At 65.9% G+C, this 14,158-nt stretch carries 13 protein-coding genes; 11 read left to right on the top strand and 2 right to left on the bottom strand.

Annotation, left to right across the window (positions count from 1 at the left end; genetic code table 11):
* Positions 1 to 2 precede the first annotated feature (2 nt).
* Entirely contained in the window at positions 3 to 344 is a 342-nt protein-coding gene (locus LQ954_RS14510; protein ID WP_231023762.1) for a hypothetical protein, read from the bottom strand.
* 142 nt (positions 345 to 486) lie between these two features.
* Here LQ954_RS14510 and LQ954_RS14505 point away from each other — a divergent pair, with 142 nt between their 5' ends.
* Together LQ954_RS14505 and LQ954_RS14500 are read left to right on the top strand one after the other, a co-directional pair.
* The gene (locus LQ954_RS14505) at positions 487 to 1,644 is read left to right on the top strand and encodes an acyl-CoA dehydrogenase family protein (protein ID WP_231023761.1); all 1,158 of its coding nucleotides are present in this window, start codon (positions 487 to 489) and stop codon (positions 1,642 to 1,644) included.
* Positions 1,645 to 1,753: 109 nt separating this feature from the next.
* Entirely contained in the window at positions 1,754 to 3,385 is a 1,632-nt protein-coding gene (locus LQ954_RS14500; RefSeq protein WP_231023759.1) for a long-chain-fatty-acid--CoA ligase, read from the top strand.
* A gap of 207 nt (positions 3,386 to 3,592) precedes the next feature.
* On the opposite strand, the gene LQ954_RS14495 is transcribed toward LQ954_RS14500, so the two are convergent.
* Positions 3,593 to 4,120, bottom strand: coding sequence for a winged helix DNA-binding protein (locus tag LQ954_RS14495; RefSeq protein ID WP_231023757.1), 528 nt, complete (start codon positions 4,118 to 4,120; stop codon positions 3,593 to 3,595).
* 186 nt (positions 4,121 to 4,306) lie between these two features.
* On the opposite strand from LQ954_RS14495, the gene LQ954_RS14490 reads away from it, so the two are divergent.
* From LQ954_RS14490 to hslV, 9 genes are all read left to right on the top strand, one after another.
* The gene (locus LQ954_RS14490; protein ID WP_231023755.1) at positions 4,307 to 6,517 is read left to right on the top strand and encodes a xanthine dehydrogenase family protein molybdopterin-binding subunit; all 2,211 of its coding nucleotides are present in this window, start codon (positions 4,307 to 4,309) and stop codon (positions 6,515 to 6,517) included.
* On the top strand, positions 6,514 to 7,521 hold the full coding sequence (hemH, locus tag LQ954_RS14485; RefSeq protein WP_231023753.1) for a ferrochelatase: 1,008 nt from the start codon (positions 6,514 to 6,516) through the stop codon (positions 7,519 to 7,521). The genes LQ954_RS14490 and hemH overlap by 4 nt, the downstream gene beginning before the upstream one ends.
* A 32-nt stretch (positions 7,522 to 7,553) precedes the next feature.
* On the top strand, positions 7,554 to 8,276 hold the full coding sequence (gene phbB / locus LQ954_RS14480; protein ID WP_231023751.1) for an acetoacetyl-CoA reductase: 723 nt from the start codon (positions 7,554 to 7,556) through the stop codon (positions 8,274 to 8,276).
* Between the two features lie 394 nt (positions 8,277 to 8,670).
* A complete protein-coding gene (gene ahpC, locus LQ954_RS14475) occupies positions 8,671 to 9,234 on the top strand; it encodes an alkyl hydroperoxide reductase subunit C (protein ID WP_227772163.1) in 564 nt (187 codons plus the stop codon).
* 296 nt (positions 9,235 to 9,530) lie between these two features.
* Positions 9,531 to 11,108 carry an alkyl hydroperoxide reductase subunit F gene (gene ahpF, locus LQ954_RS14470; RefSeq protein ID WP_231023748.1) on the top strand — a complete coding sequence of 526 codons (1,578 nt, stop codon included), beginning with the start codon at positions 9,531 to 9,533 and terminating at the stop codon, positions 11,106 to 11,108.
* 185 nt (positions 11,109 to 11,293) lie between these two features.
* On the top strand, positions 11,294 to 12,274 hold the full coding sequence (locus LQ954_RS14465; protein ID WP_231023746.1) for an NAD-dependent epimerase/dehydratase family protein: 981 nt from the start codon (positions 11,294 to 11,296) through the stop codon (positions 12,272 to 12,274).
* A 189-nt stretch (positions 12,275 to 12,463) separates the two neighbouring features.
* Positions 12,464 to 13,000, top strand: coding sequence for a glycoside hydrolase family 108 protein (locus tag LQ954_RS14460; RefSeq protein ID WP_231023744.1), 537 nt, complete (start codon positions 12,464 to 12,466; stop codon positions 12,998 to 13,000).
* A gap of 13 nt (positions 13,001 to 13,013) precedes the next feature.
* Positions 13,014 to 13,421: a holin family protein gene (locus LQ954_RS14455; RefSeq protein WP_231023742.1), complete on the top strand. Its 408-nt coding sequence runs from the start codon at positions 13,014 to 13,016 to the stop codon at positions 13,419 to 13,421.
* 141 nt (positions 13,422 to 13,562) lie between these two features.
* Positions 13,563 to 14,108: an ATP-dependent protease subunit HslV gene (gene hslV / locus LQ954_RS14450; RefSeq protein WP_231023818.1), complete on the top strand. Its 546-nt coding sequence runs from the start codon at positions 13,563 to 13,565 to the stop codon at positions 14,106 to 14,108.
* The last annotated feature ends 50 nt before the right edge of the window (positions 14,109 to 14,158 follow it).

The raw sequence follows: 14,158 nt of genomic DNA, 5'->3' as shown, positions 1-14,158 counted from the left end.
CGCTACCTGCCCGCGCGGCGGAGCGTCCTGTCGATCAGCCAGACGTGCAGCAGCTGGATAGCCACGAACAATGCGCCGATCCCGACAAACACCGGGAACACCAGATGCTCCTGGCCCGGTCGCGGCGCCACGTTGAGGAACAACCAGATCAACGCGGCGAGCATCGGGATCGACAGCGCAGGCATGAACGCCAGCGCCATCCGCCGCGGCGCGGACCACGTCACGTCCCCGTTCAGCAGCCATTGCATCGGCAGCCGGTCTTGACCGCGGAACCGCGCATCCGCCCACCACGCCACGCCGAGCATCGCCGCGCCATACATGACCGCAATGATGATCATGATCATGCGTCGATCTCTCCTGCGCCAAGCCTATCACGGCATGTCATCGCGCGGAACGCACCGCTTGCTGCGCGCCGATAGGGCTGGCGACACGAAACGAAACACGACATTAGCGCCCCCATCTGACAACAATCATGCGGGAATGGGGATGACGAGAGGCCAGGAAATCGCCGCCAGGGTCAAGGCGTTCGTGCGCGAAAAGATCGTGCCGTACGAGCGTGATCCGCGCTGCGGCACGCACGGGCCATCCGACGAACTGGTGCAGGAAATGCGCGGGCTGGCGCGCGCGGCTGGCGTGCTGACGCCGCACATCCTGCCCGATGGCGGCCACCTGACGCATCGCGAGACGGCGGACGTGCTGCGCGCGTCGGGGCTGTCACCGCTCGGCCCGCTGGCGGTCAACGTCATGGCGCCGGACGAGGGCAACATGTACCTCCTTGGCCAGAAGGCGAGCCCGGAGCTGAAGGAGCGCTTCCTGAAGCCGCTGGTCAGCGGCGAGGCGCGCAGCGCCTTCTTCATGACCGAGCCCGCAACCGATGGCGGCGCCGGTTCCGACCCGTCGATGATGCTGACCACCGCGGTTCGCGACGGCAATCACTGGGTCATCAACGGCCGAAAGACCTTCATCACCGGCGCGGACGGCGCCAAGGTCGGCATCGTCATGGCCAAGGCCGATGAGGGCGCGTCGATGTTCCTCGTCGACCTGCCCGATCCGGCGATCCGCATCGAGCGCGTGCTCGACACGATCGACAGCTCGATGCCCGGCGGCCACTCCGTGGTCACGATCGACAACCTCCGCGTGCCGGCCGACCAGATGCTGGGTGATCCCGGCGACGGCTTCAAGCTGGCGCAGGTCCGCCTGGCGCCCGCGCGGCTGACGCACTGCATGCGCTGGCATGGCGCCTGCGCCCGCGCGCACGAGATCGCCACCGATTACGCCAACCGCCGCCACGCCTTTGGCAAGCCGCTGGTTGACCATGAGGGCGTCGGATTCATGCTGGCGGAGAACCTGATCGACCTGAAGCAGGCCGAGCTGATGATCGACTGGTGCGCCGACGTGCTCGACACCGGCGTGCTGGGCACGGTGGAAAGCTCGATGGCCAAGGTCGCGGTGTCGGAGGCGCTGATGCGGATCGCCGATCGCTGCGTCCAGGTGATGGGCGCGACCGGGGTCAGCGGCGATACGATTGTGGAGCAGGTGTTCCGCGAAGTCCGCGCGTTCCGCATCTATGACGGCCCCACCGAAGTTCACAAATGGAGCCTCGCAAAGAAGGTGAAGCGCGACTGGAAGGCCGCGCAGGGCTGAACAACGCTTCCGTCACCCCGGGCTTGACCCGGCGTCCCGCTTCTTCTTCTCTCGGGCAGAACTGGCAGGCCCGGATCAATTCCGGGGTGACGACAAGTAGGAGAGAGTAATGCTGGGCCTGATGCAGTCGGGGCAACTGACCGTCGATACCTTCCTCGATCATGCCGCCACGTGGCAGCCGACGCGCGAAATCGTGTCGCGCGACGCCGCCGGCCATGTCACGCGCAGCAATTACGCCAGCATCCGCGACATGGCGAAGCAGGTGTCCGCCGCGCTCGCCCGCGCCGGCATTCGCCAGGGTGATCGCGTCGCCACCATGGGGTGGAACACGCATCGCCACATCGCCGCCTGGTATGGCGCCACCAACATGGGCGCGGTGCTGCACACGCTGAACCCGCGGCTGTTCCTCGAACAGATCGCCTATATCGCCAGTCACGCCGGCGATCGCATCCTGTTCGCCGATCCGAACTGCGCTGACACGGTGGCGCAATTGCTGCCGCAGGTGCCCTCGATCGAGCGCGTCATCTTCCTGTGCGACGCGGCCTCGATGCCGGCGACCGACTATCCCGCCACCGCCTTCGACGATTGGATCGCTGGCGAGCCGGCGGAATATGCCTGGGGCGGGTTCGACGAGAATCTCGCCTGCGGCCTCTGCTATACCAGCGGCACGACGGGTAACCCAAAAGGCGTGCTCTATTCGCACCGCTCCAATTACCTCCACACCATGCTGACGCTGCAGGCCGATGCGCTGGCGCTGTCGGGGCGCGACACGGTGCTGCTGGTCGTCCCGATGTACCATGCCAATGCCTGGGGCGTGGTCTATTCCGCCCCCGCCGTCGGCGCGAAGCTGGTGCTGCCCGGGCCGCGGATGGACGGCGAGTCGATCTGTGACCTGATCGAGGCGGAAGGCGTCACGTATTCCGCCGCCGTGCCCACCGTCTGGCAGGGCCTGCTGCAATACCTGCGCAGCTCGGGCCGGCGGATCGATTCACTGCAGCGCGTGACGATTGGCGGCTCCGCCGTGCCCGAGATGCTCGTCCGCGCCTTCCGCGACGAATATGGCGTCGAAGTCACGCAAGGCTGGGGGATGACCGAAACGTCGCCGCTCGCCACGCTCTCCACCCCGTCCGCGGAAGTCGCGGCGATGGATGAGGACGGCCGCGTCGCGCACACCATCAAGCAGGGCCGCCTGATGTGCGGGCTGAAGTTCAAGCTGACCGATGATGACGGCAATCCCCTGCCGCACGACGGTGAGACGTTCGGCCATCTCAAGATCAAGGGGCCGACGATCGTCTCCTCCTATTTCGGCGGCGAGGGCGGCGAGATCCTCGACGAGGAAGGCTATTTTGATACGGGCGACGTCGCGACGATCGACCAGCGCGGCTATATGCAGATCACCGATCGCGCGAAGGACGTGGTGAAGTCCGGCGGCGAGTGGATCAGCTCGATCGAGATCGAGAATATCGCCATCGGCCACCCCTCGATCGCGCTTGCCGCCGTCATCGGCGTCGCCCACCCCAAGTGGGACGAGCGCCCCATCTTGCTGTGCCAGCTGAAGCCGGGCGAGGCGGCGACGGGCGACGATCTGCTCGCCTTCCTCGAAGGCAAGATCGCCAAATGGTGGATGCCCGACGATGTCGTGTTCGTGGAGGAAATCCCACTCGGCGCGACGGGCAAGATCGACAAGAAGCTGATCCGTCAGCGCATGGCAGATTACACGCTGCCCGTTACGTCAGGCTGAGTTCGATCGGCTGCAAGCGCGGAACAAAATCACGGTAAGTCCGCTCTGCCACCCATGGGCACCGAGTGGAAAGACGTCACGGCCGCAGAGTGCACCGCGATGTTGCGCCTGATCCTTGATTGCCTGGACCGGACCGCACCGGAAAAGAACGGGCCGGACGCACAGGCGTTATCGCTTGCTGCCCTGCATGTGCAGCAAGCGATTGATCTAATTCATCACCCGAACGCGCTCGATTCCTAGCTGGCGATTGCTCTCCATCGTATCGTCAAGGGCGCGCTCCACGCGCTCCACCGCTTCCATCGTCAGGCGGGCATAGCTCTTGCGCTTGTCGAACGGATCCGCCTCACGCACCACCAATCCGCGCTTTTCGAGCAGCGCGACCCAGCGAAGCCCCGTGCTGGGCGGCACCTTGGCCGCAAGGCACAGCGACGTGATCGACGTGGCGGTGCGCTGGCGGTGATGGACGTAGAGTTCGAGCAGGATGCTCCATGCGGGATCAAAGAACAGATCTTCGCCGAATGCCTGGTCGCGCCGCGCACGTGCCCGGATCCAGGCAATGGCCGTGTTCAGCCGCTCGGCCGCGATGGACGACGCACCCCCCTCTTGCGCGGGCGAACCCGCCGCATTCGTGCCGGCTCCTTCGCCGACCGCCGGATTGGGTGACGCGATCGTCCGCGAGAGTTCTGCCAGCACCTTTTCGATTCGCTCAAGAATAGGATTCTCGTCGGATCGCATGACCATCTCCCGAACCTCCCCATTGCCGGCGTGTTTCCGCCGTTCGCGTCTATTCGTACGCTTGAACATCACATCCGTTCCGGCAGCAATCAGGGTTGTCGCCATTATTCAAGCATAATCACGCAGTTAACGACACTGCGCGCAGTCCCTCATGACGCGGCGATCGGTCGGCGCTAAGCGGTGCCGATGATTTCGCGACGCTCTCTGCTGGTCACCGGCGGGGCCGGTATCGGCCTCGCTGTGGCCTGGGCTGCGTGGCCGCGCCGCTATGCCGTCGATCTTGCCCCGCAAAAGGGTGAAACCGCGCTCGGCGCCTGGTTGAAAATCGCGGAAAGCGGCCGGATCACCATTGCCGTGCCGCAAGCCGAACATGGCCAGGGCGTGTACACCACCCTGCCGCAGATCCTCGCTGACGAACTCGGCGCAGACTGGCGGACCATCGGCGTCGAGGCCGCGCTGCCGAACCCGATCTACGCCAATCCGCTCGCGGCAACCATGTTGTTCGGCGGTGGTCTCACCCATGTTCCGGAGCCCATCCAGCGCGAACATTGGGTCCGCTCGGCGCTGCTGCTGACCGGCGGCTCCACGTCCGTCCGCATGTTCGAGGCGGCGCTACGTGACGCCGGCGCCGCAGCCCGCGTGCTGTTGGCGAAGGCAGCGGCTGCGCGCTGGGACGTCGACTGGGAACAGTGCGAGACCAGCGAGGGAATGGTGGTCAACGCCGGTCGCCGCCTGCGCTTCGGCGAACTCGCGGCAGAGGCGGCCGGGTATGATCTTCCGGCGGAATTGCCGCTGCGCATCGGTGACGAGGGGCGACTGACCGGCCAGTCCGTGCCGCGCCTCGATGCGCCGGCGAAGGTTGACGGATCGGCGAACTTCACCGCTGATGTGCGGCTGCCCGACATGGTCTTTGCCAGCATTGCGCAAGGGCCTGCCGGCGGGGAAAGCCGGTTGGTTCAGGTCGAAAAGGCGGCAGCGGATCGCGTGAGCGGCGTCATGGCGGTCATCGAGAACGACCGCTGGGTCGCCGCCATCGCCAATAACAGTTGGGCTGCGATCCAGGGCGTGGCGGCGCTGCGCCCGCGCTTCGAAACCCGCGGGCGACTTGCCGACAGCGCGGCCGTTACCCGGGCTCTCGACAATGCCTTCGCCGCTGAGGGCGACCGGCTTGCCGCCGTCGGGGACATCGCAGAGGTGCTGCGCGGCGACGTTGCCCGCGCCGAATATTCGATCGGCATCGGCGCCCATGCCGCACTGGAGACGCCCACCGCCACTGCCTGGTGGCATGCCGACCGGCTGGAGCTGTGGATCCCTACTCAGGCGCCGGGCCTGGCCCGCGCCGCTGCGGCGAGGGCCGTCGGTTTGCCGGAAAGCGCCGTCACCGTTCATCCGATGCTGATCGGCGGCTCGTTCGGTCAGGCGCTGGACCATGATGCCGTGGCGCAGGCCGCTGTCATTGCGCTCACCGTGCGGCGGCCGGTCCAGCTCACCTGGTCGCGGCGGGAGGCGATCCTCCATGATCGCTTCGGCGCGCCGGCCAAGGCACGCATGGCCGCGCGCCTTTCGGCCGATGGTCGCATCCTGGGATGGCAGGCCCAGATCGCGACTCCCGCTACCGGTGCAGCACTGGCGCAGCGGCTGCTGAGCGCTGATCCGCTCACCCGGGTGGCCACGGCATTGCCGCGCCGAGCAGACGCTTACGCCATGTCGGGCGCCTTGCCGCCCTATCGCCTGCCCGCCATGGCCATTGACCATCATCGCGCCGACATCGCCCTCCCCGTGGGGCACCTGCGCGGCGGCGCGGACCGAGCGAACGCCTTTTTCACCGAATGTTTCATCGATGAACTGGCCCATCGCGCCGGTGCCGAGCCCATGTCGTTCCGCATCGGCATGCTCGGGCATGACCCGCGTCTGGCGCGCTGCCTTACCACCGCCGCCTCGCTGGGTGGCTGGGACGGCGGGCGCGCGGGCAGCGGACAAGGGCTTGCCTGTCACGCTATGGCTGGCAGCATGATCGCCGTTCTGGCGGAGGCGCAATATGACGCGGCGGGGCGTCCCAGCGTCAGCCGTATCGTCGCCGCCGTCGATTGCGGCCGGGCGATCAACCCCGACATCGTCCGCCAGCAGGTGGAGGGCGGCATCGTCTTCGCCATCGCGCTTGTCGCCGGGCGAGCGCCAGCCTTTACGGCCGGTCTTACCGACGCCCGCACCTTGGGCGACTTGCAGCTGCCGCGCCTTTCCGACACACCTGAAATCACCGTTGAACTGATCCCCAGCGCGGCGGACCCTGGCGGCGTCAGTGATCTGGGCGTTCCCGCCGTGGCACCCGCCATCGCCAACGCGCTTGCCTCCGCCACCGGCAACCGGCCGCGCCACCTTCCGTTTGGACTTCCATGAACAAGCCAGCCGATCACCCGCCGATCCCTCCCCGCCGCGTCGGCGTGCTGCTGATCAATCTCGGCACACCCGATGCGCCGGATGCGCCCGCGGTACGTCGCTATCTCGCGGAGTTCCTCTCCGATCCCCGCGTGGTGGAACTGCCCAAATTGCTGTGGCAGCCGATCCTGCGCGGTGCAGTGCTGACGACACGGCCGAAGAAATCGGCCCACGCTTATCAGCAGGTCTGGCGCGAGGACGGCTCGCCGCTCGCCGCGATCACGCGCGCGCAAGCCAAGGCGCTCGAAGGGGCATTCGGGCCGGACGTCGTCGTCGATTACGCCATGCGCTATGGCCGTCCCGCGATTGGCGATCGGGTGCAGGCGCTGAAGGATGCGGGTTGCGAACGGATCCTGCTGGCGCCGCTCTATCCGCAATATTCCGGCGCCACGACCGCCACGGCGAATGACAAGGCGTTTGCCCAGCTCGCCGCCATGCGCTGGCAACCGGCCGTGCGAACCTTGCCGCCGTATCACGACGATCCCGCCTATATCGGCGCGCTCAAGCGCTCGATCGAGGAAAGCCTGGCCGCGCTCGACTTCACGCCCGATGCGCTGCTGACCAGCTTCCACGGCATGCCAGAGCGCACGCTGCGGCTTGGCGATCCCTATTATTGCCAATGCCACAAGACGGCCCGGCTTGTGCAGGAAGCGCTTGGCCGTGAGGTAATCCTGACGTTCCAGTCGCGATTTGGCCGCGCCAAATGGCTGGAGCCCGCGACCGACGTGGTGCTGGAGGAATTGCCGGCCAAGGGCATCCGCAAGGTCGCGATCGTTGCACCCGGCTTTTCTGCCGACTGTCTCGAGACGCTGGAGGAACTGGCGATCCGTGGGCGCGAGAGCTTCATGGAGGCTGGCGGCACTCACTTTGCGTATCTGCCGTGCCTGAATGACAGTGCGGTCGGCATTGATTTGTTACGTGGCCTGATCGCCCGGGAGCTTGAAGGCTGGGTATCGCTTCAATAGCCTCTTCTCGCCTGAGCGAGGGAGAACGGAGCATGAAACGGGTAGCGGTCGTCACCGGCGGCACGCGCGGCATCGGTGAAGCGATCAGCCTCGCCCTGGAGGACATGGGCCTGACGGTCGCGGCCAATTACGCCGGCAATGACGATCGCGCGGCAGCCTTTACGGAACGAACCGGTATCCGGACCTACAAATGGGACGTCAGCGACCATGACGCGTGCCAGGCCGGCGCTGCCCGCGTGGCCAAGGAGCTCGGGCCGATCGACGTTCTCGTCAACAACGCCGGCATCACCCGCGACGGCACGATCCTGAAGATGACCTATGAAATGTGGAAGGAGGTCATCGACACGAACCTTGGCGGCTGCTTCAACATGGCCAAGGCGGTATTTCCCGGCATGCGCGAGCGCGGCTGGGGCCGCATCGTCAACATTGGCTCGATCAACGGCCAGGCCGGGCAATATGGCCAGGTGAACTATGCCGCCGCGAAGAGCGGCATCCACGGCTTCACCAAGGCGCTGGCGCAGGAAGGCGCGCGGTCGGGCGTGACCGTGAACGCGATCGCGCCCGGCTATATCGATACAGACATGGTGGCGGCGGTGCCTGAAGACGTGCTCGACAAGATCGTCGCGCGCATCCCTGTCGGCCGCTTGGGCCAGGCCCACGAAATTGCCCGCGGCGTGGCGTTCCTCTGCTCCGAGGAGGGCGGCTTCGTGACCGGCTCGACGCTTTCCATCAACGGCGGCCAACACATGTACTGAGCACCGCCTACGGGTGGCTGCTCAGGCAAGATCAGGAGTGCGCCGCCACCTTCCGAAGTGCGCGTGGCCGCTCGCCTCGTCATGCAAACTGACGTCCAGATGACGTGAGACAATCCCGCATTTGACTGCTGAGCGTCGCGGCACGCACCGCAGGGATTACACCCGTTTCGGACCTATATAGATCCGTCGCAGTGCAGCAAAGCAGGGCGTCGTCCGGGCAACCAAGATCGAGTGCGTGCGTTTTCCGCTTCAGCCTGCGCTGCTCTGTCGACTGAAGCCCGACCGCTCGCCGGCGATATGATCGATAAATTCGATCACCGCGAGCGATTATAAACGGTTCAATCGTTTGCTGCGGCGCACTATCTACGCCTCGCACTTACGCAAGGAGTTACGCATGTCGCTTATCGGCACGACCATCAAGCCGTTCGAGACCCAGGCCTATAAGGAAGGCAAGTTCGTCACCGTCACCGACGCGGACACGCGCGGCAAGTGGGCGGTGTTCTTCTTCTATCCGGCCGACTTCACCTTCGTGTGCCCGACCGAGCTTGAGGACCTCGCCGATCACTACGAGACGTTCCAGAAGATGGGCGTTGAGATCTACTCGGTGTCGACCGACACGCACTTCAGCCACAAGGCGTGGCACGACACCTCGCCCGCGATCGGCAAGATCAACTTCTACATGCTGGGCGACCAGAACCACACCATCTCGAACAACTTCGACATCCTGCGCGCGGGCCAGGGCCTGGCCGATCGCGGCACCTTCGTCGTTGATCCCGATGGCGTGATCCAGCTGATGGAAGTCACCAGCGAGGGCGTCGGCCGCAATGCGGTTGAGCTGCTGCGCAAGATCAAGGCGGCGCAGTACATTGCGGCGCACCCGGGCGAGGTTTGCCCGGCGAAGTGGGAAGAGGGTGAAACCACGCTCGCCCCGTCGCTCGACCTCGTCGGCAAGATCTGAGCCTTACCGCTCGGACCAGGGACGGGGCCGCGTACCAAGCCCCGTCCATCCCACACCGTCATGCCGGGCTGGCCCCGGCATCCACGAAGCTGCAGGCGTTTCAGGCGCCCGGTAAGCGGCACCGTGGACCCCGGGCGAGCCTCGGGGTGACGAGGTGAGGGAACGATAATCCCGCTACATCAACAATACCTGCCCTCACGCCAGCGGTGCGGCGCCACTCCCCCCGCGTCCCCTCCCCCCTTGCGCGGGGCCGCACCGCTGACGTGAAGGCAGCCAGCAATTCCCAGGAGGGCTAGATGCTCGACAATAATCTGAAGACCCAGCTCAAGGGCTATCTCGCCAATATCCGCCAGCCGATCGAGCTGGTCGCCTCCGCCGACGATCGCGCCAAGTCACGCGAGATGCTGGAGCTGCTGGACGAAATCGCGGCGCTCTCCGATCAGGTCAGCGTCGTGCGTGCCGACGACGATCAGCGTCGCCCCTCGTTCCTGATCCGCCGTGTGGGCACCGACGTCGCCGTGCGCTTCGCCGGCGTCCCGATGGGGCATGAATTCACCTCGCTCGTCCTCGCCCTGCTCCAGGTCGGCGGCCACCCGTCGAAGCTGTCCCAGGAAGTGATTGCGCAGGTCCAGGCGCTCGACGGCGATTATCAGTTCGAAAGCTATTTCTCGCTCACCTGCCAGAACTGCCCGGACGTCGTGCAGGCGCTGAACCTGATGAGCGTGCTCAACCCGCGCATCCGCCACGTCGCGATCGAGGGCGGCGCGTTCCAGGACGAGGTCGAGGCGCGGCAGATCATGTCGGTCCCGGCAATCTTCCTCAACGGCCAGCCGTTCGCGCAGGGCCGCATGGACGTGGAGCAGATCCTCGCCAAGCTCGATACCGGCGCGGTTGCCCGCACCGCGGAGAAGATCTCGGCCAAGGAGCCGTTCGAAGTGCTCGTCGTCGGCGGTGGCCCGGCCGGCGCGTCGGCGGCGATCTATGCCGCGCGCAAGGGCATCCGCACCGGCATCGCCACCGAGCGGTTCGGCGGTCAGGTGCTCGACACCATGTCGATCGAGAATTTCATATCGGTCAGCCACACCGAGGGGCCGAAGCTCGTCGCGCAGCTGGAGCAGCATGTCGGCGACTATGACGTCGACGTGATGAACCTGCAGAAGGCGGCGAAGCTCGTCCCTGCCAAGCAGGAGGGCGGCCTCCACGAAGTGACGCTGGAAAGCGGCGCTACCCTCAAGGCGCGCACGGTGATCCTGTCGACCGGCGCGCGGTGGCGCCAGATGAACGTGCCGGGCGAGGACCAGTATCGCAACAAGGGCGTGACCTACTGCCCGCACTGCGATGGCCCGCTGTTCAAGGGCAAGCGGGTCGCGGTGATCGGCGGCGGCAACTCAGGTGTCGAGGCGGCGATCGACCTTGCCGGCATCGTCGCGCACGTCACGCTGATCGAGTTCGACCGCGAATTGCGCGCCGACGCGGTGCTGCAGCGCAAGCTCGCCAGCCTGCCCAACGTCAAGGTCATCACCTCGGCACTGACCACGGAAGTGAAGGGCGACGGCAGCAAGGTGACCTCGCTCACCTACAAGGATCGCAATCACGACACGCTGCACGAGATCGAGCTGGAGGGTATCTTCGTCCAGATCGGCCTCGTCCCCAACACCGAATGGCTGAAGGACGCGGTGGCGCTGTCGAACCGCGGCGAGATCGAGATCGATCACCGCGGCGAAACCTCGCGCCCCGGCATCTTCGCGGCCGGCGATTGCACGACCGTGCCCTACAAGCAGATCGTGATCGCGATGGGCGAAGGGTCGAAGGCGTCCTTGTCGGCGTTTGATTACCTCATCCGCCTGCCGGCCGAGCTGGCCGAGGCCGCCTGAACCAACTGGCCCGATGCTTTCACCGGCATCGGGCCCATTCCTCAGTACGCGGCGACGCCAGACCAACTTTTCGCGGCAATCCGCGCCGTTGGTACTTCCGATGCTCCGCTCGCCAATCCTCCCTTGTCACGACGTCGCCGTAATGCTCCTGCCATAAGCGGGGCGGCAGAAGGGGAGCGACACCATTGGCCTATCTCGTCACCGGCGCGGCCGGCTTCATCGGCGCGGCAGTTGCGCACCGGCTGCTCGACCGTGGCGAGCAGGTCGTCGGCATCGACAATTGCAACGATTATTACCCTGTCCAGCTGAAGCGTGATCGCCTCGCGCGTCTGGCGGAACGCCCCGGCTTCACCTTTGCCGAGGTGGATATCGCCGATAATGCCGCGCTCACCGCCGCGCTGGCGCCGCACCGCATCACGCACATCATCCATCTCGCCGCGCAGGCGGGGGTCCGTTACTCGCTGACGAACCCGCATGCCTATGTGCAGTCGAACCTGGTCGGCCAGGTCAACATGCTTGAATATGCGCGCGCGCTCGATGGCCTGGTGTCGATGAGCTACGCCTCGTCGAGCTCCGTTTATGGCGGCAATACGAAGCTGCCGTTCGCCGAGGAGGATCGGGTGGATGGGCCGATCTCGCTCTACGCGGCGACGAAGAAGGCCGATGAGCTGATGGGCAATGTCTATGCCCATCTCTACCGCCTGCCGTTGACCGGCCTCAGGTTCTTCACCGTCTATGGCCCGTGGGGCCGGCCGGACATGGCGCTGTGGCTGTTCACCGACGCAATCCTGAAGGGCAAGCCGATCCGCGTGTTCAACAATGGCGACATGAGCCGCGACTTTACCTTCATCGACGACATCGTCTCGGGCGTGATCGCGGTCACCGACAGCCCACCCGCCGATGACGGCAGCAACCCGCCGCATCGGGTCTACAACATCGGCAACAACAAGCCCGAACAGCTGCTGCGCATGATTGACGTGCTCGAGGACGCCATCGGCATCAAGGCGGTGCGCAGCCTGGAGCCGATGCAGCCCGGCGACGTCCCCGCCACCTATGCGGACATCACCGCAATCAGCCGCGACCACGGCTTCGCTCCCACTACCCCGATCGAGGTCGGCATCCCCAAATTCGTGGACTGGTTCAAGGAATACCACCGCCTGAGCTGAGCAGGACTGCATCCGACTCGGCACGTCATCCTGAATCCAGTTTCTGGCGGGTCGCGACCCGTCAGCTGCCGCCTTCCTGTATCCCCTCGATCCTCCGGAGCGGCGCTGCGGCTGTCGCCACCATCGTCGCTGTCCTACACGCCGGCACCCGATGTATGTTCCCTTTCTGTTCACATGCAGGAGAGGGCCATGATCAACGATCTCATCCACGCCGTCATCGACCGCGAGGGCGGCTACATCCATCACCCGGCGGATCGCGGCGGCGCGACTCGTTGGGGGATTACGGAGGCGGTGGCGCGGGCGAACGGCTATGCCGGCGACATGCGGCATTTCGCGCGTGAGGCTGCCGCCGCCATCTATCGCCGCATCTACTGGCAGCGCCCGCGGCTTGACGATGTCGCAGAGCGCGCGCCGCTGATTGCCGCCGAACTGTTCGACACGGGCGTCAATATGGGGCCGGCGGTCGCGATCGGCTTCCTTCAGCGCGCGCTGAACGCGCTCAATCGCGGCGCGCGTGATTATCCTGACGTGCTGCTCGACGGCCGCATCGGCCCGCAGACGCTGGGCGCGCTCGACGGCTTCCTCGCAATCCGTGGGGCAGCCGGGGAAACCGTGCTGCTCAAGGCGCTCGAGGCGCTGCAGGGCGAACGCTACGTCTCGCTCGCCGAGCGTCGTCCCGCGAACGAAGCATTCCTCTACGGCTGGCTCGCCAACCGCCTCGCCTGAAGGAGAAGGGCACATGGCATTGCTCGACACGATCATCGGCCCGGTCGCCGGGCTGATCGACAAGATCATCCCCGATCCCAAGGCGCGCGAGGCGGCAAAGCTCGAACTGCTGCGGCTCGAAGGCTCGCAGGAGCTCGATCGGATCAGGACGCAAATGGCCGCCGTGCTGGCCGAGGCGGAGTCGCCCGATCCCTGGACCAGCCGGGCGCGGCCGAGCTTCCTCTACGTCATGTACGTGCTGCTGCTCTGGTCGATCCCGATGGGGATCATCGCCGCGGTCAGCCCGGCGACCGCGCGGGTGATTGCCGGCGGCATGAACGCCTATCTCGCCGGGATCCCGGAGCCGCTCTACGCCCTCTTCGCCACCGGCTACCTCGGCTACACCGTGGCGCGCGAATGGGGAAAGGCGAAAGGCCGCTGAACTTCATATCCGTGCAGCATTGCGTCTGTGCGCAAGGTTCGAGAAGTTTGCCCCCGGGGATCGTCGCGCTGGCGCTTTCCGGGGGTCTGTTCCGCGATGGTCATCCACCCTACATCGCGCGCCATGAGTGAACAAAGCAGCATGCCCGTCTGGCACGGCACCACCATCCTGTCGGTGCGGCGTGGCGGAAAAGTGGTCGTCGCGGGCGACGGCCAAGTATCGATGGGCCAGACGGTGATGAAACCGAACGCGCGCAAGGTCCGCACGCTCGGCCCCGAAGGAAAGGTGATCGGCGGCTTTGCGGGCGCGACCGCCGACGCCTTCACCCTGTTCGAACGGCTCGAGGCAAAGCTCGAACGCCACCAGGGCCATCTGATGCGCGCCGCCGTGGAACTCGCCAAGGACTGGCGGACCGACAAGTACCTGCGCAACCTGGAGGCGATGATGATCGTCGCCGACAAGGAGGTGACGCTGATCCTCACCGGCAATGGCGACGTGCTGGAGCCTGAGGCGGGGATCGCCGCGATCGGCTCGGGCGGCAATTACGCGCTCGCCGCCGCCCGTGCGCTGGTCGATTACGAGCAGGATGCCGAAACGATCTGCCGCAAGGCGATGGGGATTGCCGCGGAAGTGTGCGTCTACACCAATGATCGCCTCGTCGTGGAGACGCTCGACAGCGCGGCATGAATCAGCGCGCGTGATTGCGACGGATTGCGCTGGAGCAGCGGCTAAGCGCT

The organism is Sphingomonas sp. IC-11 (assembly GCF_021043365.1).
Taxonomy (GTDB): domain Bacteria; phylum Pseudomonadota; class Alphaproteobacteria; order Sphingomonadales; family Sphingomonadaceae; genus Sphingomonas.
This window is presented reverse-complemented; position numbering and strand designations above follow the sequence as displayed.